Raw genomic sequence first — 25,415 nt, 5'->3', positions numbered from 1 at the left:
GTTGACGCTCCGAACGGATGCCGTAAAAATAACCGAGGAAAATCATCTTAAATAACACGACAGGATCGATGGCTGGTCGCCCATTATCAGCACAGTAAAGCGGACGGACCTTTTCGTCGATGAAAGAGAAATCGATATACTTGTCTACTTTACGGAGCAGATGATCTTGAGGGACCAATTCTTCAATCGAAACAAACTCGTAAGCCTGTTGTTTTTCTCGGTTAGAACGCAACATGTTTAACACCCTTCCGAACGGTTTATTTACTAATATTATATAATATTAACGCGGTGTCGTGTTGAATTAAATGTACAAAAAATAGCTGTCGAGACTTTCTCGACAGCCTGAGGGTCTTACCTATAGGTAAGACCTTTTCTGTATAGATCGTGCAGTCATTGGTATGACGTAATGATATGCAGAATGTTTAAAATAAAGAGCATACCTTACATCAGAGGAAAAGGGAGCGTGAACATTGTGCAGAATCAAGGACAACTGCCTCAGTGGGCAAACAACTATTTGCAATATATTCAAGTCCCGATAAGGGAGGCTTCATTGGAATATTTAACCGAAATTTGCACCGCACATCATCAGCGTGTACCGTTCGAGAACATTACCACGTTGCTGCAGTATCAAGAATATCATCAAAAAGGAAGATTGGAGCAGGATGAGAAGAGATTCGTAGATCAGCTGTGGCAGCTGAATGCGGGAGGCACTTGTTATATGATTAACAGCAGTCTTCATCAGCTCTTGAACCAGCTTGGTTTCGAAACCCGGTATACGCTGCTGGGCGGGGGACATGTTGGGTTACTGGTGCGGATCCCGGGTGAGCAAGAAGAAGTGTACGTGGATTGCGGAAACTCCGCCCCTTTTTTCGAACCCGTACGTTTGGAGAGCGATCCCGAGCAAGTTTCCCAATATGCCGGGATTGAAGTCAGATTGCGCCCAGGGGATGAACCGGGAACATATACGTACTATCGGTATGCGGATGGTCGGCTGATTACAGAATTGGTTTGGTCATTCGACACGCGGGTAACGTATCAATTCGATGATTTCCAGCCGGCCATTGCAAGCTATTTTCAACCGAATGATCTCTTTACCTCTTCATTACGCTGTCAGCTGTGGCAACTGGATCAGCAGCGCTCGCTGTCTCTGGTCGACAATGTACTGAGTATCCGGTATGCAAACGGGAAGGTAGAAAAGCGCATTTTATCCGATCTCAGCGAGCTGCGAGAGGTCATCGATCATGAGTTTCATCTCCCTAAATTGCCTGTTGAAGATGCCGTGAAGGTTCTTCAGGAACTCGGATTTAATATTTTTAAAGGCAGCGCCATGACGATTTCCCTTGAGTAGAACGTTAAGAAACATACGCATTCATTCTGTCGATAAGTCGACGGATGGTTTGATCGTGGAATGAATTGGTATGAGCACGTCTCTATCTGTTGCGGATATGCTACAATTTAACTAGTTATAGCGCTCGGGACTTCATTCAGCAGTGACTCCAATATACAATTAACCCGAAAAATACGGCGCTCAGTTGGAGGTTAGAGATGAATCTCACCAAGAATAAGAGTTACGTATTTTTCTGGTTAGCTTCCACCATTTCATATTTTGGCACGTATATTACCACACTCGCTCTCCAAGTACTGGTGGTGGTTAATCTGGAAGGCAGTACCGTTGATGTGGGCTGGATCAACTCCTCGAGGTGGCTGCCTTATGTGCTGCTGGGATTGGTGGCTGGAGTGATTATTGATCGCGTCAGTCGTCGGAACATCCTGGTACTGACCGATCTGGGGCGGGGAATCTTGCTCGTAGCGATTTGCCTACTGGCATTGTTCGATGAAATCAATGTGGGCATTCTGATGATCATCATGATACTCTTCGGGGCGATGTCGTTATTCAATGATGCTGCATCTCAATCTATTGTGCCCCAACTCGTGCCGAGAAGGTTGTTATTGCCCGCTTATGCACGGTTGGAGCAAAGCGCAGCCGTTGCGGAAACCAGCGGCCCCGCAGCTGCCGGTTTATTAATCTCCATCGTTACGGCTCCGTTTGCAATCTTGGTTAACGCAGCTTCGTATCTATTTTCAGGGCTGGTCATGGCTTTCATTAAACATCAGCCCATACCGGAAAAGGCCTCGAATGAACGCATACTTGAATTGATAAAGGAAGGATTGCGCTGGGTCTACCGGCATCCGTTTCTCAGCACGCTGGCACTCAATACCCATGCGTGGTTTCTATTTAACAGTATGCTGGGGACGGTGCTGGTAACGTACGCTCTCACCGAATTAGGGTTTCATGCGTCAACCCTGGGACTTGTCATGACATCAGCAGGGATTGGCGCTGTTATAGGCACGACGTTATCAACCCGGGTCAGCAAGCGATTTGGAATTGGACGCAGCATCACGTTTGCCAGACTTTTGTATGCACCTGCGGTCCTGTTCATGGTTCTGGCACCACCCACTGACAACGGTGATCTGTTGATTCAGACCTTCCTCTTGATCGGATTTGGGCAACTGTTTTATGGTTTAGCATTAGGTATTGAGGGTCCGATTGAGATGGGTTACCGGCAGACGATCACACCTGCACACTTGCATGGGCGTATGAATGCCACCATGAGGTCTATCAACCGCAGTATGATCGTTATTGGAGCGCCTCTGGGTGGCTTCATCGCTGATGTATTTGGATTTCGCACAGCATTAGGCGTTGTTATCACCGGACTGGCTGTAGTCGGAATTTGGTTCGTGTTCTCACCGATGCGGGCTGCCCGGATGGATGATACGACAGATGTGAGTAATTAGATCGATACGTTCTGCACGGTCATAGTGCCGTTACCTATGGAATCTTAGCTCCCCGCACGATTTCAATTTCAACCACACACAGTACGGTTCCGCAGGTACGAAAGAGAGGGAAAGACCAAATGATGGTTTCGATTCTAGCTTTGGCGGCAGCCGTTTCGGGCGGCATTGTCGCCTCCGGGGCGGGGGTGGCTATTTTGGCCTATGTTTGTATTCTTTTTGATCGGTTTTTCCGGAAAGAAGGGGAGACGGCCGAATTTCCTGACTTCGGACGGGCTCAAAGCCATCGGCACGCTCTTGGTTGCGGCCGTATTCATGGTCTTGGCCTATGCCTGTACCTTGACCAGCGGCTCTTTGATCCGTATTAACGGGATGGACCCTGTCTTTCAATACGAGCAAGGAAAGAAGCTGCTGTTTATCGGATTGGCCTCCGCTGCATGGTTTGTTGCCAGCTTTCTGTGGCTGCTCCCGTACATTGTGGAGATCAAGCCGCGGGAGTGGAATCGCAATCACCTGATAGGGGTCGGCGTTTATTTCGCACTTGTTTTTACCGCCGCCGGTGCCGCGATGTTATGAATGTGGCCTGAAAAAGCAGTCTAGAACGTATCGAGTTACTAATGTGCAAAGCAGCCTAGCTCCTGCCTTAAAGGATGAGCCGGGGCTGCTTTTTGCTACCCCATTATATAGAAGGAAAAAATTTAGCGTGGGCTCTTCTCCTGCCCCGGCCTTGCCGGCACCGTTGCCGTTTCCCGGAATTTGACCGGGGATACGCCATAGTTGGCACGGAATACCCGGTGAAAGTAGGAGTAGCTGGCGAAGCCGCAGGTTTCCGCGATTTCTTCCAATGTCATCGTGCTGTATTTGATGCGCTCGACGGCTGCGTTCAGCCTGATCTCGAGGGCGTATTGGATCATGGTTTTTCCGTAATACTCCTTAAACAGCTTAACCGCCCGGGATAAGCTGAGCCCGACATGGGAAGCGGCCTCTTCCAGCTTAAAGGTAAGGGTGGCATGCTCCTCCACGAATCGCTTCAGCCGCAGGGCAGTGAAGGCAAGGCGATCGGTCGGCTTGATCTCGGTAATGGCGCGGTCCAGGCAGAGGCAGAGACTGCGCAGCAGGTAGTCGGTCAGTTCCCCGATTTCCCCTTCAAGGCCGCGCCGCTTCTCCAACAGCATTTGTCTCCACAAACCCAGCAAATAATCGTCGAGCCCCACGTGACTGACGACAGGGCGGGGGATACGGTTCCACCAGTCATCAATCCAGGAGCCGTCGCAGAATATAAAATAATCCCCGCTGGATACCCGGCCATCCTCACCGTCTTCCTTCACCCGCAGCTCGTATTCATCGCCGGGCTTCAACAGCAGCAGGTCGCCTGCCTGCACGTGGTGCTCGATGCCGTTGCAGTAGATTTCGCAGGAGCCTTCGGTTTGGAGTCGGAACAGATAGGTTGTCAAGCCGCCCCGATGGCTGTTGCTGAATTGCTGAAAGTGATAGGAATAGTCGCAGATGAGCAGCCTTGCTTCCATAATGGTAACAACCCCCAGTAAAAATATAAGCAGATAGTTCATGTTGCAGCAATATTGTTTATGTTCATTTTAGCCTATTTGCATGTATGATAGTAGCAGATAGAGCAGTAACTCATTTTTGGAATCGAGGTGCGCTATAATGAGAAGAATGAACATTGGTTTGCAAATGTATACGCTGCGCGATGAAACGGCACAGGATTTCCGCGGTACGCTCCGCAAAGTCGCTGAATTGGGTTATGAAGGCCTGGAATTCGCAGGTTATGGAGACATTCCGGCCGAGGAAATGAAAACGCTTCTTCAAGAGCTTGGCCTGAAAGCAATTGGCAGTCACGTGGGCCTGCATCTGCTTCGCACAGATCTGCAGAAGGAAATTGATTACCTGAAAACCATTGGCGCTAAATATATGATGTGTCCATATGTGGCCGAAGAAGATCGTAAAGATGCTGAGGATTGGAAGAACCTCTTCTCCTTCTTGGAGGAAGTAGGGGCTGAAGCCCGCAAGCATGGACTGATCTTTGGATACCATAACCATGCATTCGAGTTCGAAGCAGAGGTTGATGGCCAGTTCGTCTTTGACGCAATGTATTCCGCAACGACGCCGGAAGCCGTGCAAGTGGAGATGGACGTATGCTGGGTACAATTCGCCGGACAAGATCCGCTTGCCTACATTCCGAAATACGCAGGACGTCTTCCGCTGCTTCACCTGAAAGATTTCAGCAAGGATGCGGAAGGCAACATGAAGACGCTGGAGCTGAGCCAAGGCTCGGTTAACCTGCCGGGCGTCATTCAGGCTGCATCCGATGCAGGTACGGAATGGCTGATCGTCGAGCAGGACGTATGTCAGAATCCGCCGCTGCAAAGCGTGGAGAACAGCATGAACTGGCTGAAGCAGAACTACCTGAACCAATTTTAATTTATGAGCACAAAGGAGACTTTCGATGAGTAAAATTAAAGTGGCTGTGTTTGGCTGCGGCGCGATCGCCCAGCGCAGACATATTCCTGAATACGCGAACAATGCTAACGTGGAGCTGGTAGCTTTTGCCGATCCGGTAAAAGAACGCGCCGAAGAGATGGCAGCCCAGTATGGCGGTAAAGCCTATACAGACTACCAAGAACTGTTGAAGAACGAGAAGCTCGACGCCGTTAGCGTATGTACGCCGAACTATCTGCATGCTCCGATGAGCATCGCGGCTGCAAATGCCGGCCTTCATGTGCTGGTGGAGAAGCCGATGGCTACAACGGCTGAAGAAGGGGAGCAAATGATCGAGGCCGCCCGCAAAAACGGGGTGTACCTGATGGTAGGCCACAATCAGCGCCTCATGCCTCCGCACGTAAAAGCGAAGGAAATTCTGGATTCCGGCAAGCTCGGTAAAGTGCTTACCTTCCGTACTTCCTTTGGCCACGGCGGTCCGGAGAGCTGGAGCCTGGATGGACGGGACAGCTGGTTCTTCCGCAAAGAAGAAGCGATTATGGGCGCCATGGGCGATCTCGGCGTGCACAAATCCGACTTTATCCGTTATTTGCTGAACGATGAAATCGTGGAAGTGGCAGGTTTCATCGGTACGGTCCATAAAGAAGGAACCGATGTGGACGACAACGCGACTTGCATCGTTCGCATGAAGAGCGGGGCCGTGGGCACGCTGATGGCAAGCTGGACGCATTACAGATCCGGCGATAACGGAACAGTGTTATGGTGCGAGAAGGGTGCCATGAAGATCGGTACCGTTAACGGCGACGAGGTGGTTGTGGAGCTGACCGACGGTACGGTGGAGACCTACAAGGTTGGCGCCATGGCAACCAATGAGAAGCAGGTTCCGAGCGGCGTCATCGACGCGTTCGTCGAATCCATTCTCACGAACACGCCGCCTAGCATTTCCGGTGAGGAAGGACTGCGTTCCTTGAACGTGATCCTGGGTGCATTCGAATCCCAAGAGACCGGTAAAATCGTGAAGCTGTAATAAATGAGTGTAGAAGGAGGCCGTACGCGTACGGCCTCCTTTTGTTTCTACGGGACAGTAACGCATAGCTTCGGGAAGTTAAGCATATAAAAAGAGCCGCTCTGCCATGTTCATGGAGAGCGGCCTTTTCGCGTATAGAGATTTTACTTGGGCATACGTGTTGTCCGATACATCCCATCCATCTTGATGCTGTCTCCATCCTCTGTGACGGGGATGAAGATCGGCCGTTCATCCGGCGTGCGGTTGGGGGTATGCACGGTCAGCATCAGCTGCCCGTTCCAGGTACGGAACACCATGCCGTGCCCGCCGTCGCTGGCGTATAAGGGTTCTGGCTCTTGAAGCCAGGGACCCGTCAGCTTGCCGGTTGTCGACTTGGCCACGCCGAGCGCGTATCGGCCGTCCACAAAGCTGGCCCATAACATGAGCAGACTCCCTGACGTTGTCCGAAACAGAAACGGTCCGTCCGTCACGTAGTTGCCCGATCCGGGAAAGCGAAGCGAGTGAAAAGGCGTGGCCCAAGCGGCTTCGGAGGCACGGAACAGGGTCACGGGCTCCGAGGCTGCTTCCATGAGATCGGGACTCAGGCGCATGGCGCAGATCTCGCCGTCCCCGACCTGCTGCCATTCATGGCAGAACACCATCCACGGCTGATCCGTTTCGTCGATATAGAGCGTGCCGTCCAGGGAACTCCAGTCGGCTGGGGTCACGGGCCCTTCGCTATGGAGGGAGAAGGGCCCCGTCGGCTGCTCAGCCGACAGCACCGCAGTGCCCAGCCGATCGTTATCTTTTCGGCGGAAGGTGGCAAACATGATGTAACGCCCATGGTAGTAGTAGACTTCGGGTGCCCAGAAGTTCACGTCCGCAATGAAACCGTCCGGTTTGCGAAAGACCGTGTAAGGGCCTTCCCAATCGTCGAGATCACGGCTGATATAGACATCGAAGCCGGTCCCTTCCTTCCAAATATTTTTGTCGGTGCTGCCGTACATGTAGTATATTCGCTGTGCCGGGTCAGGCAGTACGTAGGGGTCCCGAAGCTGAATGTCTTGAGTTTTCACGCTTAAGCGTTCACCTCCTTCAATTAACGATAGGCAGGATAGATGATGCCGATATCCCTCTCCGTCTTTAAATCTCCGTCTGAATACAGCTGCATCTCATTGCCTTTGATCCGGATCGGAATGGATGTGCTTTGATAGCGGAGCTCGCCTTCAATGGTACGCACGCTCATGCCGATCACGCCCTCCAATTGTCCGCTGCGGTCCGTGATCAGCCGAATCCCGGCGGGGCCTTGAATATGAACGCGGCCTTCCCGGTATACAGTAACGTTGTCCGGGGTATTCACCAATTCGTAGTGCAGTCCGTTCACGGTTCGGCTATAGGCCGTGTTGCCGGCGACTTCTTCGCCATGATCCATGTCGACGGGTAGAAGACCGGTAAACCATAACCGATCCGATCCGATCGGCATGATGCCGCAGAGCCGTTCCACGTAATCCAGCAGGCACAGAATGGAAGGGGAATACGCCTCGGTAAAGCCCTCTTCACCGGTCCAAGGGCTCAAGGTTTGCGGGAAGCGCTTCGCCTTGGACAAGGCGGACAGAATGGGCTGCAGCACGCAGGTCAGCTCGACATAGCGGTGGTGATGTTCAAAGGCATGCGGCGCCCGGATCAAGCTCAGGAAATTGGACGGCCCGCCCCAGCTGTTGTAAGAGGAGGACGGATCGAACCGCGGATCGTCCATTGCGATGGACGTAAACGGATATTTGGCGAAGAATTTGCGGGTATTCAGCAAATAGCGACGCAGCATGTTGTCAAACAGCTCGCGGTCGCCCACCTCGCAGGCCATCACGCGCAGCAGCACGTCGGATTGGACCCGGACCAGTTCGTCGTTCCGATCCCGGTCGTAGAAGAATTGATCCTCCTCGTCATAACAATATCGGAAGAGGCTGTTCAGGCTGGCTTCGGCTTTGACCCTCCAATCGGCTCCGGATTCACCGAGCTCTTCGGCTATGCGGGCTAAATACATGCGCTGGCAGTAGATATTGGCCGTCAAGTCCGGTGCCAGGAAGGGCAGTACCGGGGAGTCCGGGTGGGAGGCGGCAGCATCGTTCCTATAGGGCGTGTCCGGAACATGCCAGAACCTGGGCGACAGATCATGCCCGGTATCAAAGGTGCTAAAAGCCTCCACGCAGCCGGTCCCCCGGGTGCTGCGGTAACGCGCGATCCAATCGTCGTAACGCGACATGGCTTGGTACATGGTCTTCAGGAAGGAGAGGTCCCTTCCATGAAGCTCATAGTGGTTCCAGACGCAGCGCGCCAGCGGTGTGACGAGCTGGATCTGGCGGAACGAAGGGCCGCTCTCCGTCAGTTTATAAGGGAGCAGCCCATCCTCCCTTTGCTGATCCGCAAAGGAGAGGTACGTGGTTTCCGAGACCGAAGGGATCAGTCGCGATAGCAGTTCCGCGTTGATGGTGCCGGTGCTCTCCAGCCAGCAGCCAAGATAGATACCGCCCTCCTGCAGAATCGGATCGGTGCCGTTCATCGGCATGATGCAGGCCAACAGCTTCTCCAGCGCGTTATAATAGGTTGCTTCGAGCTGTCCGCCCGATGCCGCGAATCGGACGCCAGTCGTCTGCCACTCCTGCAGCAGCTTCCGGTCTTCCGGCTTACCCGGGTGCACCTGATCTCGTATCGAAATCCGGCGCAGCCGGTCCAGCATAACTTCTGTCATGTCCGCCTCCTTGAAAGCTTGTTATTGATTCGATTCAAATATGCGCACGGTGCCGTTATAGAAGTCCGCAACGGCCTGCTCGACGTTTTTCCGGCCGAAACCGATCTCCTGGGTCGTCGTCTGGGCCAGCTTGGAGAACTCGGCGAATCCCGGCGGATTATAACTTACGTCAAAAGGCTCAGTTTTCGTGGCTTCTGATACGAGACTCGTGTAATTGTATACAATCTCTTCCACGGGGCCTGCTTCTTCCTGGAGAAGGTTGCGGTTGGCTTCCGTTACCGGCACGCCGCGGTCGTTACCGAGGATTTTGGCCGCTTCGGGATCATTGATCCAGAAGTCCATGAGCGTGGCGACCTCCTTCGGATGCTTGGTGTTGGCATATCCGGATAGTCCTTGGCTGGACTCGAATACTACGCCCGTTCCCTTCGGGCCTCTAGGTACCGGGTGGAGGATGAGCGGATCTTCCGTCAGGCTCTGGAATGCGGCCAGCTGATTGGAAGGGAGGAGGCTCATGGCCGCTTTGCCCGTAATCAACAAGGATTTGCTGGTATCATCGTGCGGGTTGGACACCTGAAGTTCAGGCGTAACGACACCTCCGGCTTTCGATGCCTGCTCCCAATACTCGAACCATTCCTGAATGTCTTCCTGGTTAAAACCAAGCTTTCCGTTCTCCATGTCATACAGCTGTTTTCCGCGCTGCTTCAGAAAGATATCCATTCCGTCGACGGTAAAATTATAAGTACCGTATACGCCGTCGCCAAGCTTGTCGGACAATTCTTTGCTGATGGCGGCATATTCCTCCCAATCCCAATCCTGCTCCGGCAGAGGAATGCCAGCCTTTTCGAACAGAGCCTTGTTGATGACGATTCCCCGGGCGTTAGCGCCGGCCGAAATATGCTGCAGCTTCCCATCCAGACGTCCGTATTCCACCATAGTGGCATCCATGCCGTCCAGCTTCAGTTCGCTGCCGACATACGGATCCAGGTTCAGCAGCACATCTTTTTTGGCGTAGTCCACCACGTTTCCGCCCAGGAAGAAGATATCCGGTGCGGTGCCGGAAGCGAGCTGGGTGTTCAGCTTATCGAAATATCCGGAGGAAGGCGAGAATTCGCCGACGATTTTGATGTTCGGATGCTTGCTCTGGAACACCTTCAGGGCTTCGTTCGTAATATCGGCCCGTTTTTGATCGCCCCACCACATCATGCGCAGCTCGACCTGGCCGCTCGGCTCGGCCCCTGCGTCCGTACTCCCGCCTTCTCCAGTGTGATCCGTTCCGGAACAAGCGGTGACAAATAACAGGAGCGAAGCTAACATGCCAACGAAACATTTCTTCAACATGGATAATCCCCCAGTCTAATCATTATTGGTTCATTTGCAGCACGCTTTCGCACCACGACAGGCAGCTTCTGAGACTACTTCAGGCCGGTCGTGGCAATGCCTTCGAGAAAATAGCGTTGAAACACCAGAAAGATGATCGTCACAGGCAGCAGCGACAGCGTGGACATGGCGAGCAGGGCCCCCCAATCCGATTGCCCCGAAGGATCGAACAGGGATCGGATCCCCAGCTGTACAGTAAACAAATCAATCTTGCTTAAATAGATCATCTGGCTGAAGAAGTCGTCCCAGCTCCAGATGAAGGTGAAGATGGCCGTCGTAATCAGCGCAGGGACGAGAAGCGGCACCACGATGCGGAAGAAGATCTGCGATTGTCCGCAGCCGTCGATGGTCGCGCTCTCGTCCAGCTCCCGCGGAATGCCGCGGATGAACTGAACCATTAGCAGAATGAAGAAGGAGTCATGTGCCAGCCATTTGGGCAGGATGAGCGGAAAATACGTATTGATCCAATGAAGCTCGTTATACAGAATGTATTGAGGCACGAGCGTTACGTGGTAAGGCAGCATAATCGTCACCAGCATGATGCTGAACCACAAGCCTTTGAATTTGAACTTCAATCGCGAGAAGGCGTAGGCTGCCAGGGAACAGGAGACGATGTTCCCGATGACGCTCATGACCGAAATCAGCACGGAGTTGCCGAAGAACCGCCCGAAGGAAATGCCCTGGAGCCCGCTCCAGCCGTTCACGTAATGATCCAGTGTGAAGGCAGTCGGAATGAGGCTGCTGTTGGTAAAGATAAGATGATTCGGTTTAAACGAGCTGAAGACGAGCCACAGCACCGGATACAGCATGAGCAGGCCGAGGAGGATAATGGCGGCATGCCTCCCGGCTTGGACGAGTTGTCGCTTAAGCGGCATGTCTATTACCTCCCTTCCTGGTTATCCCCGTAGAAGACCCAGAATTTTGATGTGAGAAAAACGATTCCGGTGAACACGCCGATGATGACCAGCATGATCCATGCCAGCGCCGAGGCATAACCCATATCGAAGAACGAGAAGCCTTTCAGATACAGGTACAAGGTGTAGAACATCGTGGCGTCGAGCGGCCCTCCCCGCCCGTCTCCGATGACATAGGCCGGCGTGAAGGCTTGGAACGAATTGATCATGCTCATGATCAGATTGAAAAAGATAACGGGTGACAGCATGGGCAGCGTGATGCCGAAGAACTGACGAATCTTTCCGGCACCGTCTACGCCGGATGCTTCATATAAATCAGTCGGAATCTGTTTCAGACCGGCAAGGAAGATGACCATGGCCGATCCGAACTGCCAGACGGACAGCGTGATGATCGTATACACCACATAGTCGGGGTGGGCGATCCACGAGGGGCCCGAGATGCCGAACCAGCCGAGGAACTGGTTGACCAGACCGCTGCCGTCAAAGATTTGGCGCCAGACGATGGCAATGGCAACGCTGCCTCCCAACAAGGAAGGGATATAGTACACGGTCCGGTAAATGCCGAGTCCGCGGATGCCCTTGTTCAAGGCCATGGCGACCAGCAGCGCGAACGCAAGTCTCAGCGGTACGGATAAGAACACATAGTAGAACGTTAGCCACAAGGATCTTTGAAACGTATCGTCCTCGGTAAAAATCTGGACATAGTTGCTGAGTCCCGTCCAAGTCGGCGATGACAGCAGGTTGAATTTGGTCATGGACAAGTACAGCGATGCGATCATCGGCCCCAGCGTCAGACAGAAGAAACCGATGAGCCAAGGCAGAAGAAACAAGTAGGCTGTCTTATTCTGCTGGCCGTATAAGGGCTTGGACAGCTTTCTCATAATGTGCCTCCCTTCAGGATGGATGAGTATGGGCGGTTACCTGACGGATTGAAGCCGCTTACAATCGGGATGTCGGTGCGCCTGGTAAACTCATCATACCGGGGAAGGAGAGGGGCCGGAATCTCATTTCTTCGGATCATCGTGTTCGATTTTTTCGGATTGCGACAGTCGGAACTCGGAAGGGCTCTGATTGAACATTTTTTTGAATTTGGAGCTGAAATAGCCGGGTGAAGAGAAGCCCGTCAGCTCGGCTATATCCCATAACGTCAGTCGAGTCTCCTGCAGCAGGCGTACGGCGTGTTTCATCCGAACTTCCGTAACGTACTGGATGAACGAGACCCCAGCCCCTTCCTTGAACATCTCCGAGAAGTAGGTAGGGTGGTAGTTATACTGCTCGGCCAGCGAGGTCAGCGATAATTCCTGCATGTAGTTTTCCTCGATATACCGCTTGGCGGATTCAATCAAGGTAGCGTCTTTGTCTCCGGATTCCAGGTGGTGGTCCACAAAATCCTGTGCCCACTGCATCAGCAGGCGTTCCGCCTGCTCCGGGGTCTCGAGCCATAAAACCCATTCGGGTGAAATCCATAGAGGCCCCCCTCCCTGTGAATGCCGTATATTGTCGAAGGCGGCCGATTCCATAATCAGCGTAATTTGAAAAAGGCTCCGTACCAAGCGGGAAGGCGATAGCCGGAATGCCTCGCCCAGTTCCCTCCGGATGATGCTGCTGAAGGATTCCAATTCGCCCCGGATCAGGCAGCGATGAAGCGCGCGGCTTGTTTCCTCCGGCAGCAGCGGACTTTGGTCGGTTACGGGTGCCTGATCCGGTCCGTTCTGGCGTCCTGCCAGATTCCAGGCCAGGAGGGAGTGGATATAACCCTCTTTCCATCGCTCAAGTCCCGATACGGGCAGCCCGAGTCCCACCTGCACCTCCACGGTTAAATACGATGATGCCTGCGCGGCGAGTTTATCCGCGAATTCATGCTGAATGCCGTCAAGCGCAATGAAATGCATGATGCCGGGATGAGCTGTATCATGAAACACTTGAACGCCGCCCGGATAAGACTCGGCGATTTCATGGCAGACCATTTGAAACGGAAGGCGGAGATATTCGGGCGCGCGGCCTTCGGGTGCTTTCTGCATGCCGGATTCCCTCATGCCCGCGGTGATGAAGCAAACGCACCCGTCCTGCCAGTCCTCCAGGTGGAACAGTCGAATCCGTTCCGGCAGGGAGGCGGGGGGCAGACGATTGCCGCGCACGAGATCCAGCAGGAAGCGCTCCTTCATTTCTTTGTAATACTGGGATAGCCGCCACTGCATCATTGCCGCATCATCCCGTACCTTGCGGTTCTTATCCAATTCCTGTTTGATTTTGCTTAAGGCGGATTTCAGGTCGCCCCGGGCTACGGGCTTCAGCAAGTAGTCCATGGCCTGGCTGCGGACGCCCGCTCTGGCGTATTGAAAATCCTCGTATCCTGTAATGATGATGATCTGGATAGTCGGATTGTGGCTCCGGCAAACGTCCAGCAGCTGGACGCCGTCCATGACGGGCATGTTCATGTCGGTAATGAGCAGGTCATACGAATGGGATTTCAAGAGCTCTTCAGCTTCCAGGCCGTTCCCGGCCTCCCCCGAAATGGCAAAGCCCATGCTTTCCCAGTCGACTTTCAGCTTCAGCCCCTCACGAACCTCGATCTCGTCATCTGCGATCAATACGTTGTACATGATATTCCTCCTGTACCGGTAGAATCAGTTCGATGCATGTGCCGGCTTCGCTCCCGTTCCGAATATGAACGGCAAATAAGTCGCCGTAGTGCAAGCGGCAGCGAGCAATTACGTTGCCGAGTCCAATGTGCCAGCTCTCGCTTCGGAGGATCGGCTCCAATTGGGAGGCCGCCGCGGGATCCTGCAGCTTGCGGATGATCTCGGAAGGCATGCCGGGACCGTTATCCGCGACTCGGAGATGCAGGCGGTTGCCCTGCCTGCTGATTTGGATGTCCACCTGTGCCGTGGTTTGATGCTGAAAGCTGTATTTGACCGCATTCTCGATCAGCGGCTGCAGAATGAACTTGATAATTACCAGCGAATCCAGCCGGCCTTCCTCGTGAATGGAGATGTCGAGTTTATGCCCGAAGCGGGTTTGCAGAATGGAGATATAGTGGCGGACATAGGCCAATTCTTCGGTTAGGGGGACCCGGTCGTCGCTGGTATTCATGGAGAAGCGCATCATTTTGCCCAGGTCCTCGATCACCTGAACGGTATCGTCCGTCCGGCGCTGCATGGCAAGACTGCTCACCAGCTCCAGGGTGTTAAACATGAAGTGGGGATTGATCTGCATGAGCAGCGCTTTATATTCCGCCTGCTGGCGGAGCAGCTTCAGCTCGAATTCGTTCTGGATATGCTGCCGCAGGCGGCTGATCATATAGCGGAAGGTGGAGATGACGTAACTGACCTCGCTCTTTACGTTTTTGTCGGGAGGCAGAACGGACTCGGCCTGGTCGAAGGCTCCTCGCTGCACCTGCCTCATCGCCAGCACCAGACGCGTTAAAGGCTTGGTGACGCCATAGGAGAGCCATGCGGCGGCAAACAGGGAGACCAGGATCAGAACGACGGTGACCACCAGAATCGTGCTCTGAAGCTTGTGAAGAGAGGAGTACAGCTCCTTCTCCGGCGCCAGGCCGGCCAGCATCCAGCCGGTGCGCCCCAGCTTCTTGTAAACCAGAATGTCCCGCTGCCCCTCATCGTTGGTCAGATAGACGACGCCCGATTTCAGCGGGCCGTTTCGAATGCGATCGATCTCCGTTAGGGCTCCGGCGCCGAGTTCATGAGCCTGCTGGGATAGAATCGGGTTTCCTTGCTCATTCAACAGAAAAATCGTGCTGTTCTTGGCCAGATGGATCCGGGTGAGCGGCTCCAGAAAATAAGACTCGCTGACGTTCACCTTCATCACGTTTTGCGCCGTGGCATGATGGAAGGTCCCGATGGGCATCAGCAGGCTGACGACGGGATTGCCGTGATCCCGGACGCGTTCATGCTGGTCCGTATGGGCTGGCAGCCAGCGGTCTCCGGACGTAAAGAAATTCGTGTACCACGATTCCCGCAAAAAGGCCGGGTCGCTTCCGACTTGGTTCTCGCCGCCGATCCGAAGTCCGCTGCGCCGGTAGATGGACACATCGGAGATACTGGTGTAGCTGTTGGTCGCCTGGGTCAGAAATCGGCTCATGGCAAGATTGGCCAGCATTTTCTCCCCTTCGGGCAGCTGCGGGTCACTGATGGCGTTATCCCAGTTCTTGGCCGTGTCACTGTTGAAGACCAGGGAAGCGACATCATAAATCTGCATCTGGACCATATCCACGTAGGAGCCGTATTCCTCCATCTTTTCAAGGGCCGAAGATTCGATGTAGGAGCGGATCACGGTGCGCGATTCCGTAAACAGCAGGAAGGAGAGCGTGCCGAAAGAGAGGACGAAAAGTGCGACGATAAAGGCGATCAAACGGCTTTTTAATGAGAAGAACATCGATTTCCTCCTTTACGAAAAGCGGATTTCTAGGCGGTCTGCGACATGTGAAAAAAGGCTGCGCAAATACGCAGCCTTTGAAGGGAAAATGCTTGGAGCAGCCGTGTACGGCTTAGAAACGAACCAGATTACCGATTCGTACAGGCATGCCGGTGGCGATGGCGCGGTTGGCTGCGATTCCTGTCAGTATGGATCTCGCCCCATCGATATGGTTGGCCGCACGGGCATACGGATCTTCCACCGGTTCCCCGAACAGATCATTCAGCAGCACAGGGTCGCCTCCGCCATGTCCGCCTTTTTGCTCCTCGACGTGAACCTCGTACGGGGCATCGAACATCGGAAGCACCCGCAGCGTTTTCCCGATTAACGCGCCTTCTTGGCTTTTGTCGCCCAGTGAATTGACGTAGGATTGTTCAACGATGTTCATCTCGATCCGGCCTTTGGTGCCGTTGATGGCGATGCGATAGCCTTCCCACGGCTGATAGGCGACCAGCGAATACGTTAAAATGGCCTTGTTCTGATACCGCACGAGGACGCCCATTGTATCCTCAATGTTGATGCCGTCCCCGAATACGCTTTGATCCCGCTGGTAGCCGTCCTCCGGCTCGGCATCCAGGTACATGGCTTTGAGATGCGCATCCGAATCCAGATGGAGCGCGAACGGGTCCTCTTTGGCAATCGGGTTGCCGGTGGCGCGATTGTAGAATTGCGTAACGCCCCGCGCTTCGGCATTCTCTCTACCATAATACATGAGATCTCCAAATGCGAAAACGGTTTCAGGATGGGAACCGATCCAGAAGTTAACCAGGTCGAAGTGATGGGTGGATTTATGAACGAGCAATCCGCCGCTGTTCCGCTTGTCCCGGTGCCAGCGCCGGAAGTAGTCTGCGCCGTGGCGGGTATTCAGCAGCCATTCGAAGTGAACCGAAGTCACCTGGCCGATGGTGTCATTCATGATCAATTCCCGTACCTTGGTATGGTGGGGAGCGTAACGGTAGTTGAAGGTGACCCTGATATTTTGTCCGGTCCGCTTGGCGGCATCCAGAATGGCCTGGCATTTTTCCTCGTCGATCGTCATCGGCTTCTCGGTCACGACGTCGCACCCAAGCTCCATTGCGCGAATGATGTACTTGTGATGCGTCCGGTCGATGCTGGTCACGATAACGAAGTCGGGCTTCTCGTTCTCGATCATCCGGTCAAATTGGTCCGCGGGGTAGGTAGGCACCTCGGTGTATTTGTATTTTTCCCGCAGCAGCTGATTCGCATAATTCATGCGGGTTTGATTGATATCGCAAAAGGCAGCAAGCTCGGATTTGTCGCGGAAATTCTGGGCCAGGGCGCCATAAAAAAATTCGGCGCGGCCGCCGGTTCCGACCAATACATAACGTTTCTTCTTGTCACTCATATCTATCGCCTCCTTGAATATAGCTCTAGCCTATAACAAGGGAACACGGCTTTCGCCGCATTTGATGCGTAATCGCTTTCAAATGCCGCATATTTTGCTATAATCCAAGGAAAGGGGGCAGCCACATGACCAAACCGTTACAAGCGGATTACCACGATCCCACCGGCTATTTGAACATGGAGTATGACCGCCGTATTGGCTATTTCTCGATGACGGTCGACCATCTCCACGATCATTATGAGCTGTACTACCTGTTATCAGGTGAGCGAATCTACTTCATCAAGGATCGCTCCTACAGGGTTCGGGCCGGTGATCTTGTCTTCGTGGACCGGAATGCCGTTCATAAGACGCTGGACAGCGGCCGGCCCGACCATGATCGCCTTGTCCTCTATATAAGCCCGGAATTGTTCGCGGATCTGGCCGTACCGTCTGAGCTGGCCGAAGGGCTGAAGGAGCCGTTTGGCTGGGATGTTCCGATTCTAAGGCTGCCTTCGCCAGCGAGTGAAACGGTGGAGCGAATGGTCGGCGAAATGGTGAATGAGATGATCCATCCCCAGGCGGGAAGCAGCTGGCTGCTGCGGCATCGAACGGTCGAATTGCTGCTCTTCGCCTACCGCAGCCAGCATTTGGGTGCGGTTCGTTCAGCCGATACGGAGCCGGTTCTTCATCCGAAGACCCAGGCGGTGGTCCGGTATCTTAACGAAAATTATCAGAAGGCTTTAACGCTGCCCGAGGTAGCGGAGGCGTTCCGAATCAGCCCGCACTATCTCAGCCGGCTGTTCAAGCAGACAACGGGGTTTACCTTTAGCGATTATCTGAACCTGCTTCGGATCAAGGAAGCGCAGCGCCTCCTGCGGGAGACGGATGATTCCATCACGGATATCGCCTGGCGATCAGGCTTCAGCAACTTCTCCCATTTCGGGAAGATGTTCAAGCGGACAGTTCAGCTGTCGCCGAGGGCATACCGGCAGCAGTATCGAATGCGAAGCTAGAGGGATATGGCTGTGTCTTCTTTCTGGTTCACTAGAAAAAGCTGTATTGAAATGATAGGCACCACGTTCATCGAGTTGGATCAGCTCGTGACTGTGGTGCTTTTTGGTGTGCATATGGTATCTTGGAAGTGAACGAAAATGCCATATTTGATAGATTCGTTGAGAGGATCGACAGTTAAAAATGAAAACAAAAATACAAGAGCTGCCGCTGTCGCCGGGCGTATATCTCATGAGAGATTCGCGGGGAACGGTCATTTACGTTGGCAAATCCAAAAGTCTCAAGAAGAGAGTACAATCGTATTTTTACAACAATAAATCGCACTCCCCAAAAGTGAAGAGGCTGGTTCAGCATGTCAAAGACCTGGAGCATATCGTCACCGACACGGAGTTTGAGGCGTTCATGCTGGAATGCAGGCTTATTCAGGACTTAAAGCCGATGTATAACCGCAAGATGAAAAATCCGCTGGGTTATAGTTATATCGTATTGCGGCAAAAGCGAGATTGGCGATGGCTGGAATTTACGGATACACTGGATGAAGGCGGCCCTGACCGATCTTGTTTTTTCGGCCCCTATACAGCCAGCAGACATAGTCTTGAACATGCAGTGCAGGAGGTTAAGGAATGCTGTAAAATCGCCTGCAATCATACACCTGCCGCTTCTTCGGCAAATACTCCCTGCTTGAATTATTCGATTGGCCTCTGTCTTGGCAAGTGTCTTGGCGGCGAAAGCGCGCGGCAATTTGATGAAATCATGGATCGATTCATTGCTCTGCTTCAAGGGGACGACCGACGTTTATATGATGAGATGGAGCGAAACATGCGGGGCGCCGCAGCGCGTTTCGATTTTGAACAGGCTGCAAAATACAGGGACGGCATGGAGGCGGTGAACCTGCTCTTAAGTAAACGGGATGTGATCGAGTTCGCCGAAGAGAATCACAGCATCGTTGTCTACGAGTATCTAGACGAAGATACGATCAAGTTATTCCTGATTAAGAGGAACGTTGTGCTGCACAGCGAGCGATGCTCTGTGGCTGCAACAGTGGAAATTGAATCGTTGAGGCGGAGGGTCAAAGCCTTGATTCTCAGCTATTTCACGAGGGCTACTGAATGCGATGCTGCCGAGGTTACCCGGGAAGATATCGACGCTGCACAAATCATCTACAGCTATTTGCAGAGCAGCGCCTGCCGTTATCTTGTTCTTCAGGATTCATGGCTCGAAGATGATGGGGAGCCTGATATGGAGGCTGCACTGCGGGATTTTTTGAATAATTGTGTTGTGTCATCTTAATTTGAGGAGTCGTTATCATATTAGCCTCTATCCGACACGGATAGAGGCTTTGGTTTACTTATTTACTTCCAAAAGCAAACATATCTTTGAGTATTAAGGCTTATTGAAAAATCGCCCCATCGGCATCTCTCTCGTAAAAGTGATCCCCCAATACCTATATTTCACTTCAATTTGGGTGATGGGCTCATCGTTATAAAGACGGACGCCGTAATTAAGCGGAATGCGCGAACCTTGATTGAGCGCGGCTCTCTTCTTGTCCGGCATGATCTCAGGCTTTAACGGCACCTTCCGAAGATCCACGAATTCAATATCGGGATCTTCATCAAGGCCTCCGCCGCCGACCAGATGAAGGGAATAACTGACGCCCAGCTCGGACTTGGCAGGCTTCATGCCATTATTCACCCGCACGTCCAGCAGTTCCACATCGGCGAATCCTTTATTGATCACTTCAAAGATCATGGTGTTTTCATCCGTAAAGGATGTAAATCCACCCACCTTGATGGGCGTGGGGCGAAGGAACAGCAGGTATAGAAGGATGGATGAAAGGAGCAGCCCCAGGCCCATATATAAGAGTCTGCGGAGAGGTTTGGATCTTGGTTTCATGGCAGAGCAATCTTCCTTCTCTTATTAAATAGACAGCTTTACAACGGATTTGCCTTCCTCAATATCCGCTTTCATCGCCAACAGATATTTCCGGGTGCGTTCATCCATCCCATTCCAATTTACGAATTTGGAGAAATAGACAAAGGAGTAGATATTGCGGAAGTCGATGAAAAATGGAATTCGCTCGATCCAATCTTCACTCAGCGTATTCTCTTGAAGGTAGCCGGATAAAAACGAATCGAAGAATCGGGCCACAAACTCGGCTTTCCGGTTTTCCGGAACCGTCTGAACCGCATGATAGATAGCGATGGCGATATCGTAGGCGAACCAATGGTACGAGACATCCCCAAAATCAAAAAAGATAATCTCCCCGTTATGTACGTGAAAGTTGTGATGGTGGAGGTCATTGTGGACGATGCCGTAGCCTTCCTCGTCCTGCGGGAGGGACTCCAATTCCTTAAGATACTGTTTCCACTGCGTATGGACTCTTTCACCTGCAGCCTCCGGGAACGCATCGGTAAAAATCACATGATCATTCCATTGGGGAAACGCCATACGGTGCACGAGTGACGAAGCGGTGGTGTCTTTTTTGCCGAGCTTATGCATACGGCCCATCCCGCGTCCCCACTGCTTGATTATCGCAAAATCCGATGTTACATCCGTTAACGGGCCGCCGGGAGCCTTCGTAAAGGCAATGACATGGTATCGCTTGGAATCGTGGATTACCTCTTCAATAAGAAGATCCTGTGCAGATCGAATGGACACCGCCATGTTCAGACCCTGCTCGGCTAGATAGGCCATCCACGTCAGCTCGCGAATGATCGAGGCTTTGCGGTATTTGGACGCGTCCAAAAATTTAATAATGAAGCGGCGTCCGTCTTCGCCGTTGTATTCAAATACATTCTGATCGAATCCCCCAAGCAACTTCAGCGAATAAGAACCTCGGCCGAATCGTTCGGCCCCTTGATCCAAGACAGCCTGTTCCATGAAAAGTCCCCTTTATCGTATTCTCGATATGATGCTCATGCTTACATACCGGAAAGTTACTGCACTCAGTTACTGTACTCACTACCAACTACAGTCTATCGAAGATCTCGGGTGGTTGCAAAAAATGGGAGGACATACGAAAAAGGGCGATCCCTTAGGAGCGCCCTTACAATTTCTTTATCAACCTTCGAATTTCTGCGCCAGCTCACGGAAATTTAGCTCCGCCGTGTTGGGCAGCACGACATCCGCATGCGGGAAATGCGCGGCGTTGCCGATAGCGACGGCGAACATGCCGGCGCCCTTGATGGCGTCAACACCGGATGCGGCATCCTCCACGCCGATGCAATCGGCAGGCTCTACGCCAAGCTCTGCAGCAGCGGTGAGGAAGATCTCCGGGTCCGGCTTGTTGTTCTTCAGCTTGGTTACGTCGACAATCACGTCGAATTGATCCATGACGCCAAGCCGGGTCAAAACGGCAATGGCGTTCTTGCTGGCGGACGCGATGCCGGTCTTCAGGCCGGTCGACCGGATGTCTCCCACAAACTCCGTAATGCCGGGCAGCAGGTCAGCTGGCGTGATCGTTTCGATCAGCTCGACGTACAGCTTGTTTTTGCGGTCGGCCAGCTGTACCAGCTCTTCATCGGAATAGTTTACAGGCGTCTCCGCCTGACTTAACAGGAGCTTCAGGGAATCCATGCGGGATACGCCTTTGAGATTCTCGTTGAACTCTCTCGTGAAGGGAATGCCCAGCTCGGTTGCGGTGGCTTTCCATGCCTGATAATGATACTCCGCGGTATCGGTAATGACGCCGTCCAAGTCAAAGATGACAGCCTTCAGCTTGCGTGTTTCATTCATATCTTATAGCTCCTTTTTGAGATATCGGAAAGTATAAACCCGAAACAGGGACCTTCCGGATATCGCAAGAAAAATGACGGTTTATCGCAGTCTGTTTTCGTAGAAAACTTGTCGGGAAATGTGTCGATCGATCGTATTCCTCGTAAACCGGGCGGCGTTGCCCTGCGCGTAGGGAGGGCAAGCACCTAATGCCTAAACATCGTTATTTGCTCTGCAATGAATGTTTCACAGGTTTCCCGGCTTCAAGCGTTACGACCTCGTTGTACAGCTTGATCTCGATGGATTCGCCTTCGACGATCTCCAAGGTGATGCCTTCATTCTCGATGGATACGCCGATGAGGCGGTCGCGGAAGTTCAGGCGGAACGCATACTTCTCCCAGTCCTTCGGAATGGCCGGGGAGAGGGATAGTCCGCTTTCCTTCAGGCGCATGCCGGCAAAGCCGTAGACGATCGACATCCAGGTGCCGCCCATGTTGGCCATGTGCAGGCCGTCCTTCGTATTGCCGTGCGTGTTGTCCAGGTCGAGGCGGGCCGTCTCGATGAAATACTCATACGCTTTGTCCATATTACCGATCTTTGAGGCCATGATGCTGAAGATGCAGGAGGACAGCGACGAATCATGCGTCGTGATGCCTTCATAGTAGTCGTACGAACGCTGAATCGTTTCCAAGCTTTGCTCGTCTTCCAGCAGGAAGTGGGCGAGCACCGTATCCGCTTGTTTGCACACCTGATAACGGTAAATGGTGAGCGGGTGATAGTTCAGCAGCAGCGGATATTTGTCCTCCGGCGTGTTCTCGAAATCCCATACCGCTTTGCGGAGGAACGTATCGTCCTGCGGGTTAATGCCGAGTGCTTCATCATATGGGAGGAGCATGGCACCCGCCGCTTTCGCCCAAGCCGAAATTTCATCCGCGGTTACGCCGAGCCGCTCACACAGGGCTTTGAAGCCTTGGGCATCGTAGGATTCCAGAATGGCGCAGCTCTTGGCGGCCCATTTCAGGTTATGCTTTGCCATGACGTTTGTGTAATAGTTGTTATTCACGCAGCAGGTATATTCATCCGGCCCCGTCACCTCATCGATATGGAAGGCGCCGTTATAATAGTGACCAATGTCGGCCCAGAGGCGGGCGGTTTCGATCAGCACCTCGGCCCCGTAGGACAAGAGGAAATCCCGGTCCTGTTCGGCGAGATAATACTGAATATAGCTGTATGCGATGTCTGCGCTGATATGGTATTGCGCCGTTCCCGAAGGGAAGAAGGACGAGCATTCCGTTCCCGAAATCGTGCGCCACGGGAACAGCGCCCCTTGCCGGTGTCCCATTTCCCGGGCTCTGTCTCTCGCCTGCTCCAGCGTGGAATAGCGATACAGCAGTAGCTGGCGCGCAATGTTCGGCTGCGTCATCAGAAATACCGGGAACATGTAAATCTCCGTGTCCCAGAAATAATGGCCTTCATAGCCTTCACCGCTGAGTCCTTTGGCGGAAATGTTGCTATGCTTGTCCCGACCGGCGGATTGCAGCAGCTGGAATAGATTGAAACGAATGCCTTCCTGGAGCTGGTCATCATTCTGAATCACGACGTCGGCCGATTTCCAGTAGGCGTTCAGATACTCGGTCTGTTCGGTAAGCAAGTCCTCGAAAGAAAGATCCTTCAACGCCTCCTGCAGCTGGATTCCACGTTCGATCATTTCCTGCCCGTGGCGAAGACTGTCGGTATACAGATTATATTTTGTAAAGTGGATCGGTCCTATCAAAGGAAGGGTAGCCGTGAACGTAACCTCTCTGGATCCGGCTTCGAGCTGAATGTCGGCATCGGCATCCAAGCGGTGACGGGTCACGCAAGCGGCGCGCAGCTTGGACGCCATCGTCTCATCAACGACATAGGCATCGCTGCCCTTCACGCCGGCATTGATGACGGTCATCCGTTCCGCATGCCCTGCACCTACCCGGGGATCGTTGGCATTGGTGTAGTTTTTCACTTTGCCGTTCACGGTGGAGACGATGCGAACCTGGCCGTTGAAATTGATCGGCTCGATCCGTACGTCGATGGCGAACAGCTCCCGGTGCGCGAAGGACACCAGACGGCGGAAGGTCAGCTTGATCTCTTTGCCCTTGGGCGATTTCCACTGTACGATACGCTCCGAATACCCCTTGTCCATATGCAAGCGGCGTTCATGGGCAGTGATCGTTCCATGATCGAGGCGGAAAGGTTCTTTTTCGTCGCCTAGATAGATCAGGACCGTCTGGGCATCAATATTGTTAACGAGTTTTTGCTGTGTATCAGGAAAGGCGAAGAGCTTCTCACCGTAAGGAATTTCAATCACGTCGTGGAAAGCGTTCAGGTAGGTACCGCGGATGGTGGACATGCTCTCTCCGTAGCCTTCTTCGAAATTGCCGCGTACACCCAAGTAACCGTTTCCAAGTGCAAAAATACTTTCCATATTCAGCAGGGTTTGCTGCGACAAATCAGGATTTGATATATTCCAGGTCATGTTCTACACTTCCTTCCTAGCATGGTTATGCTTGAATTTTAGAGCCAATCGGGGTTATGTTATACTAAAATATCAAGGTTTTTATCAATATTTTTAGGTGGTGTGGAAATAATGAAAGGGCCTTCACGCTCGGGAAACCGTCCGTTTTATCTGTCCTCCCGTATGCATTATTTGCGGGAGAATTTTATCCATCCCCCGTTTGATTATGAGCACGAGCTGCTGGAAGCAATCCGCTTCGGCGATGAGAATAGAGCCATGGATATGCTTCGTAAGATTAACGAGCTGGAAGCCGCTGTGCTTGCGACGTATCCGCTTCGGTCGAAGAAGAATGCCCTGATTGCGTCTTGTACCTTATTTACCCGGGCGATCATCAAAGGCGGCGTAGATCCTGAGATTGCCTTTCATTTAAGTGATACGATGATCCTTGAGATTGAGAAGATGACCGATGTGGAGCGGCTGGTTCATTTTGAATATGAGATGCTGGTGCAGTTTGTGTCGATGATTCGCTCCGAGAAGGAAGACGTGTCGTACTCTCACATTGTGAACCTGGCGATCTATTACATCCGGGAGCATATTTTCGAGGAGCTGTCCCTGCAGAGGGTTGCGGAGTATTTGAAAGTCCACCCTAGCTATTTATCCGACCGTTTTAAGCGGGAGACGGGTGTACCTATTACAACCTTTATTAATCGGCGGAAGATTGAGGAGTCCAAGCATTTGCTGGCCAACACGAATCAGTCGATATCGGAAATCGCGTTTACGTTCAAGTTCTGCAGCCAGAGTTATTATACGCAATTATTCAAGAATTTTACGGGGATGACGCCGAGAAAATTCCGGATCAGCGGGACGGCGCGATAAAGGACGATTATATCTAGCAACGAGAAGAGAGCGACAACACCCATGAAGAAATTCAATCAGACAATGCTGCACTTAAGTCTGGAGAAAAAACCGGTTGCGGCGTCAGTTCTTGAGAATGCAACCGGATTTCATCTCGTTGGCTGATCGGTCATACGATGTATGGCGTAACAACCTGTCTCTTAGCTTTTAAGATCAGGTTGTTTTTTGTTGAAATATTAGGAACGTATGTTCTATAATGATGAAGCGAGTTT

22 protein-coding genes are annotated in these 25,415 nt (G+C 52.6%); 8 read left to right on the top strand and 14 right to left on the bottom strand.

Features of this window, described 5'->3' with window-relative positions:
• Positions 1–235, bottom strand: a 235-nt coding sequence (locus AK95_RS23350; RefSeq protein WP_162487597.1) for a transposase, incomplete at its 3' end; no start/stop codon positions are given.
• A 228-nt stretch (positions 236–463) separates the two neighbouring features.
• On the opposite strand from AK95_RS23350, the gene AK95_RS23345 reads away from it, so the two are divergent.
• The 3 genes from AK95_RS23345 to AK95_RS23335 all read left to right on the top strand — a co-directional run bounded on the left by AK95_RS23345 (position 464) and on the right by AK95_RS23335 (position 3,369).
• Positions 464–1,348, top strand: a complete 885-nt coding sequence (locus AK95_RS23345; protein WP_162487632.1) for an arylamine N-acetyltransferase — start codon at positions 464–466, stop codon at positions 1,346–1,348.
• A gap of 197 nt (positions 1,349–1,545) precedes the next feature.
• Positions 1,546–2,796 (top strand): MFS transporter, encoded by a 1,251-nt coding sequence (locus AK95_RS23340; protein WP_071222297.1) that lies wholly within the window; start codon positions 1,546–1,548, stop codon positions 2,794–2,796.
• Positions 2,797–2,997: 201 nt separating this feature from the next.
• Positions 2,998–3,369, top strand: a complete 372-nt coding sequence (locus AK95_RS23335; RefSeq protein ID WP_235613213.1) for a hypothetical protein — start codon at positions 2,998–3,000, stop codon at positions 3,367–3,369.
• Between the two features lie 122 nt (positions 3,370–3,491).
• On the opposite strand, the gene AK95_RS23330 is transcribed toward AK95_RS23335, so the two are convergent.
• On the bottom strand, positions 3,492–4,319 hold the full coding sequence (locus AK95_RS23330) for a helix-turn-helix domain-containing protein (RefSeq protein ID WP_071222296.1): 828 nt from the start codon (positions 4,317–4,319) through the stop codon (positions 3,492–3,494).
• A 139-nt stretch (positions 4,320–4,458) separates the two neighbouring features.
• Between AK95_RS23330 and AK95_RS23325 the strand changes: the two genes are divergently transcribed.
• Both AK95_RS23325 and AK95_RS23320 read left to right on the top strand, forming a co-directional pair.
• Positions 4,459–5,232, top strand: a complete 774-nt coding sequence (locus AK95_RS23325) for a sugar phosphate isomerase/epimerase family protein (protein WP_071222295.1) — start codon at positions 4,459–4,461, stop codon at positions 5,230–5,232.
• A 25-nt stretch (positions 5,233–5,257) separates the two neighbouring features.
• Complete coding sequence (locus tag AK95_RS23320; RefSeq protein WP_071222294.1) at positions 5,258–6,277, top strand: Gfo/Idh/MocA family protein; 1,020 nt, start codon at positions 5,258–5,260, stop codon at positions 6,275–6,277.
• A gap of 143 nt (positions 6,278–6,420) precedes the next feature.
• Here AK95_RS23320 and AK95_RS23315 read toward each other — a convergent pair whose 3' ends face one another.
• From AK95_RS23315 to AK95_RS23280, 8 genes are all read right to left on the bottom strand, one after another.
• The gene (locus AK95_RS23315; RefSeq protein WP_071222293.1) at positions 6,421–7,332 is read right to left on the bottom strand and encodes a glycoside hydrolase family 43 protein; all 912 of its coding nucleotides are present in this window, start codon (positions 7,330–7,332) and stop codon (positions 6,421–6,423) included.
• A gap of 23 nt (positions 7,333–7,355) precedes the next feature.
• Positions 7,356–9,002 (bottom strand): MGH1-like glycoside hydrolase domain-containing protein, encoded by a 1,647-nt coding sequence (locus AK95_RS23310; RefSeq protein WP_071222292.1) that lies wholly within the window; start codon positions 9,000–9,002, stop codon positions 7,356–7,358.
• A 21-nt stretch (positions 9,003–9,023) separates the two neighbouring features.
• Positions 9,024–10,340: an ABC transporter substrate-binding protein gene (locus AK95_RS23305; protein ID WP_071222291.1), complete on the bottom strand. Its 1,317-nt coding sequence runs from the start codon at positions 10,338–10,340 to the stop codon at positions 9,024–9,026.
• A 74-nt stretch (positions 10,341–10,414) separates the two neighbouring features.
• Positions 10,415–11,254 (bottom strand): carbohydrate ABC transporter permease, encoded by an 840-nt coding sequence (locus AK95_RS23300; RefSeq protein ID WP_012818681.1) that lies wholly within the window; start codon positions 11,252–11,254, stop codon positions 10,415–10,417.
• A gap of 5 nt (positions 11,255–11,259) precedes the next feature.
• Positions 11,260–12,174: a carbohydrate ABC transporter permease gene (locus AK95_RS23295; RefSeq protein WP_071222290.1), complete on the bottom strand. Its 915-nt coding sequence runs from the start codon at positions 12,172–12,174 to the stop codon at positions 11,260–11,262.
• Positions 12,175–12,297: 123 nt separating this feature from the next.
• Positions 12,298–13,896: a response regulator gene (locus AK95_RS23290; protein ID WP_071222289.1), complete on the bottom strand. Its 1,599-nt coding sequence runs from the start codon at positions 13,894–13,896 to the stop codon at positions 12,298–12,300.
• On the bottom strand, positions 13,871–15,688 hold the full coding sequence (locus tag AK95_RS23285; protein ID WP_071222288.1) for a cache domain-containing sensor histidine kinase: 1,818 nt from the start codon (positions 15,686–15,688) through the stop codon (positions 13,871–13,873). The genes AK95_RS23290 and AK95_RS23285 overlap by 26 nt, the downstream gene beginning before the upstream one ends.
• A 112-nt stretch (positions 15,689–15,800) precedes the next feature.
• A complete protein-coding gene (locus tag AK95_RS23280) occupies positions 15,801–17,093 on the bottom strand; it encodes a Gfo/Idh/MocA family oxidoreductase (protein WP_071222287.1) in 1,293 nt (430 codons plus the stop codon).
• 125 nt (positions 17,094–17,218) lie between these two features.
• Between AK95_RS23280 and AK95_RS23275 the strand changes: the two genes are divergently transcribed.
• Together AK95_RS23275 and AK95_RS23270 are read left to right on the top strand one after the other, a co-directional pair.
• Entirely contained in the window at positions 17,219–18,085 is an 867-nt protein-coding gene (locus tag AK95_RS23275) for an AraC family transcriptional regulator (protein WP_071222286.1), read from the top strand.
• Positions 18,086–18,266: 181 nt separating this feature from the next.
• Positions 18,267–19,373 carry a GIY-YIG nuclease family protein gene (locus AK95_RS23270; protein ID WP_071222285.1) on the top strand — a complete coding sequence of 369 codons (1,107 nt, stop codon included), beginning with the start codon at positions 18,267–18,269 and terminating at the stop codon, positions 19,371–19,373.
• Positions 19,374–19,466: 93 nt separating this feature from the next.
• Here the strand turns inward: AK95_RS23270 and AK95_RS23265 are convergent, their stop codons facing one another.
• From AK95_RS23265 to AK95_RS23250, 4 genes are all read right to left on the bottom strand, one after another.
• On the bottom strand, positions 19,467–19,976 hold the full coding sequence (locus tag AK95_RS23265) for a hypothetical protein (protein WP_071222284.1): 510 nt from the start codon (positions 19,974–19,976) through the stop codon (positions 19,467–19,469).
• A gap of 24 nt (positions 19,977–20,000) precedes the next feature.
• Entirely contained in the window at positions 20,001–20,963 is a 963-nt protein-coding gene (locus tag AK95_RS23260; protein WP_071222283.1) for a phosphotransferase enzyme family protein, read from the bottom strand.
• 180 nt (positions 20,964–21,143) lie between these two features.
• A complete protein-coding gene (gene pgmB / locus AK95_RS23255; RefSeq protein ID WP_071222282.1) occupies positions 21,144–21,818 on the bottom strand; it encodes a beta-phosphoglucomutase in 675 nt (224 codons plus the stop codon).
• A 202-nt stretch (positions 21,819–22,020) separates the two neighbouring features.
• Positions 22,021–24,309, bottom strand: coding sequence for a glycoside hydrolase family 65 protein (locus tag AK95_RS23250; RefSeq protein WP_071222281.1), 2,289 nt, complete (start codon positions 24,307–24,309; stop codon positions 22,021–22,023).
• 111 nt (positions 24,310–24,420) lie between these two features.
• Here AK95_RS23250 and AK95_RS23245 point away from each other — a divergent pair, with 111 nt between their 5' ends.
• On the top strand, positions 24,421–25,164 hold the full coding sequence (locus AK95_RS23245; protein WP_071222280.1) for a helix-turn-helix domain-containing protein: 744 nt from the start codon (positions 24,421–24,423) through the stop codon (positions 25,162–25,164).
• The last annotated feature ends 251 nt before the right edge of the window (positions 25,165–25,415 follow it).

Source organism: Paenibacillus sp. LC231, from assembly GCF_001860525.1.
Lineage (GTDB): Bacteria > Bacillota > Bacilli > Paenibacillales > Paenibacillaceae > Paenibacillus_AQ.
Note: the sequence above shows the minus strand (reverse complement) of the source record. Positions and strands in the feature narration are given on the sequence as shown.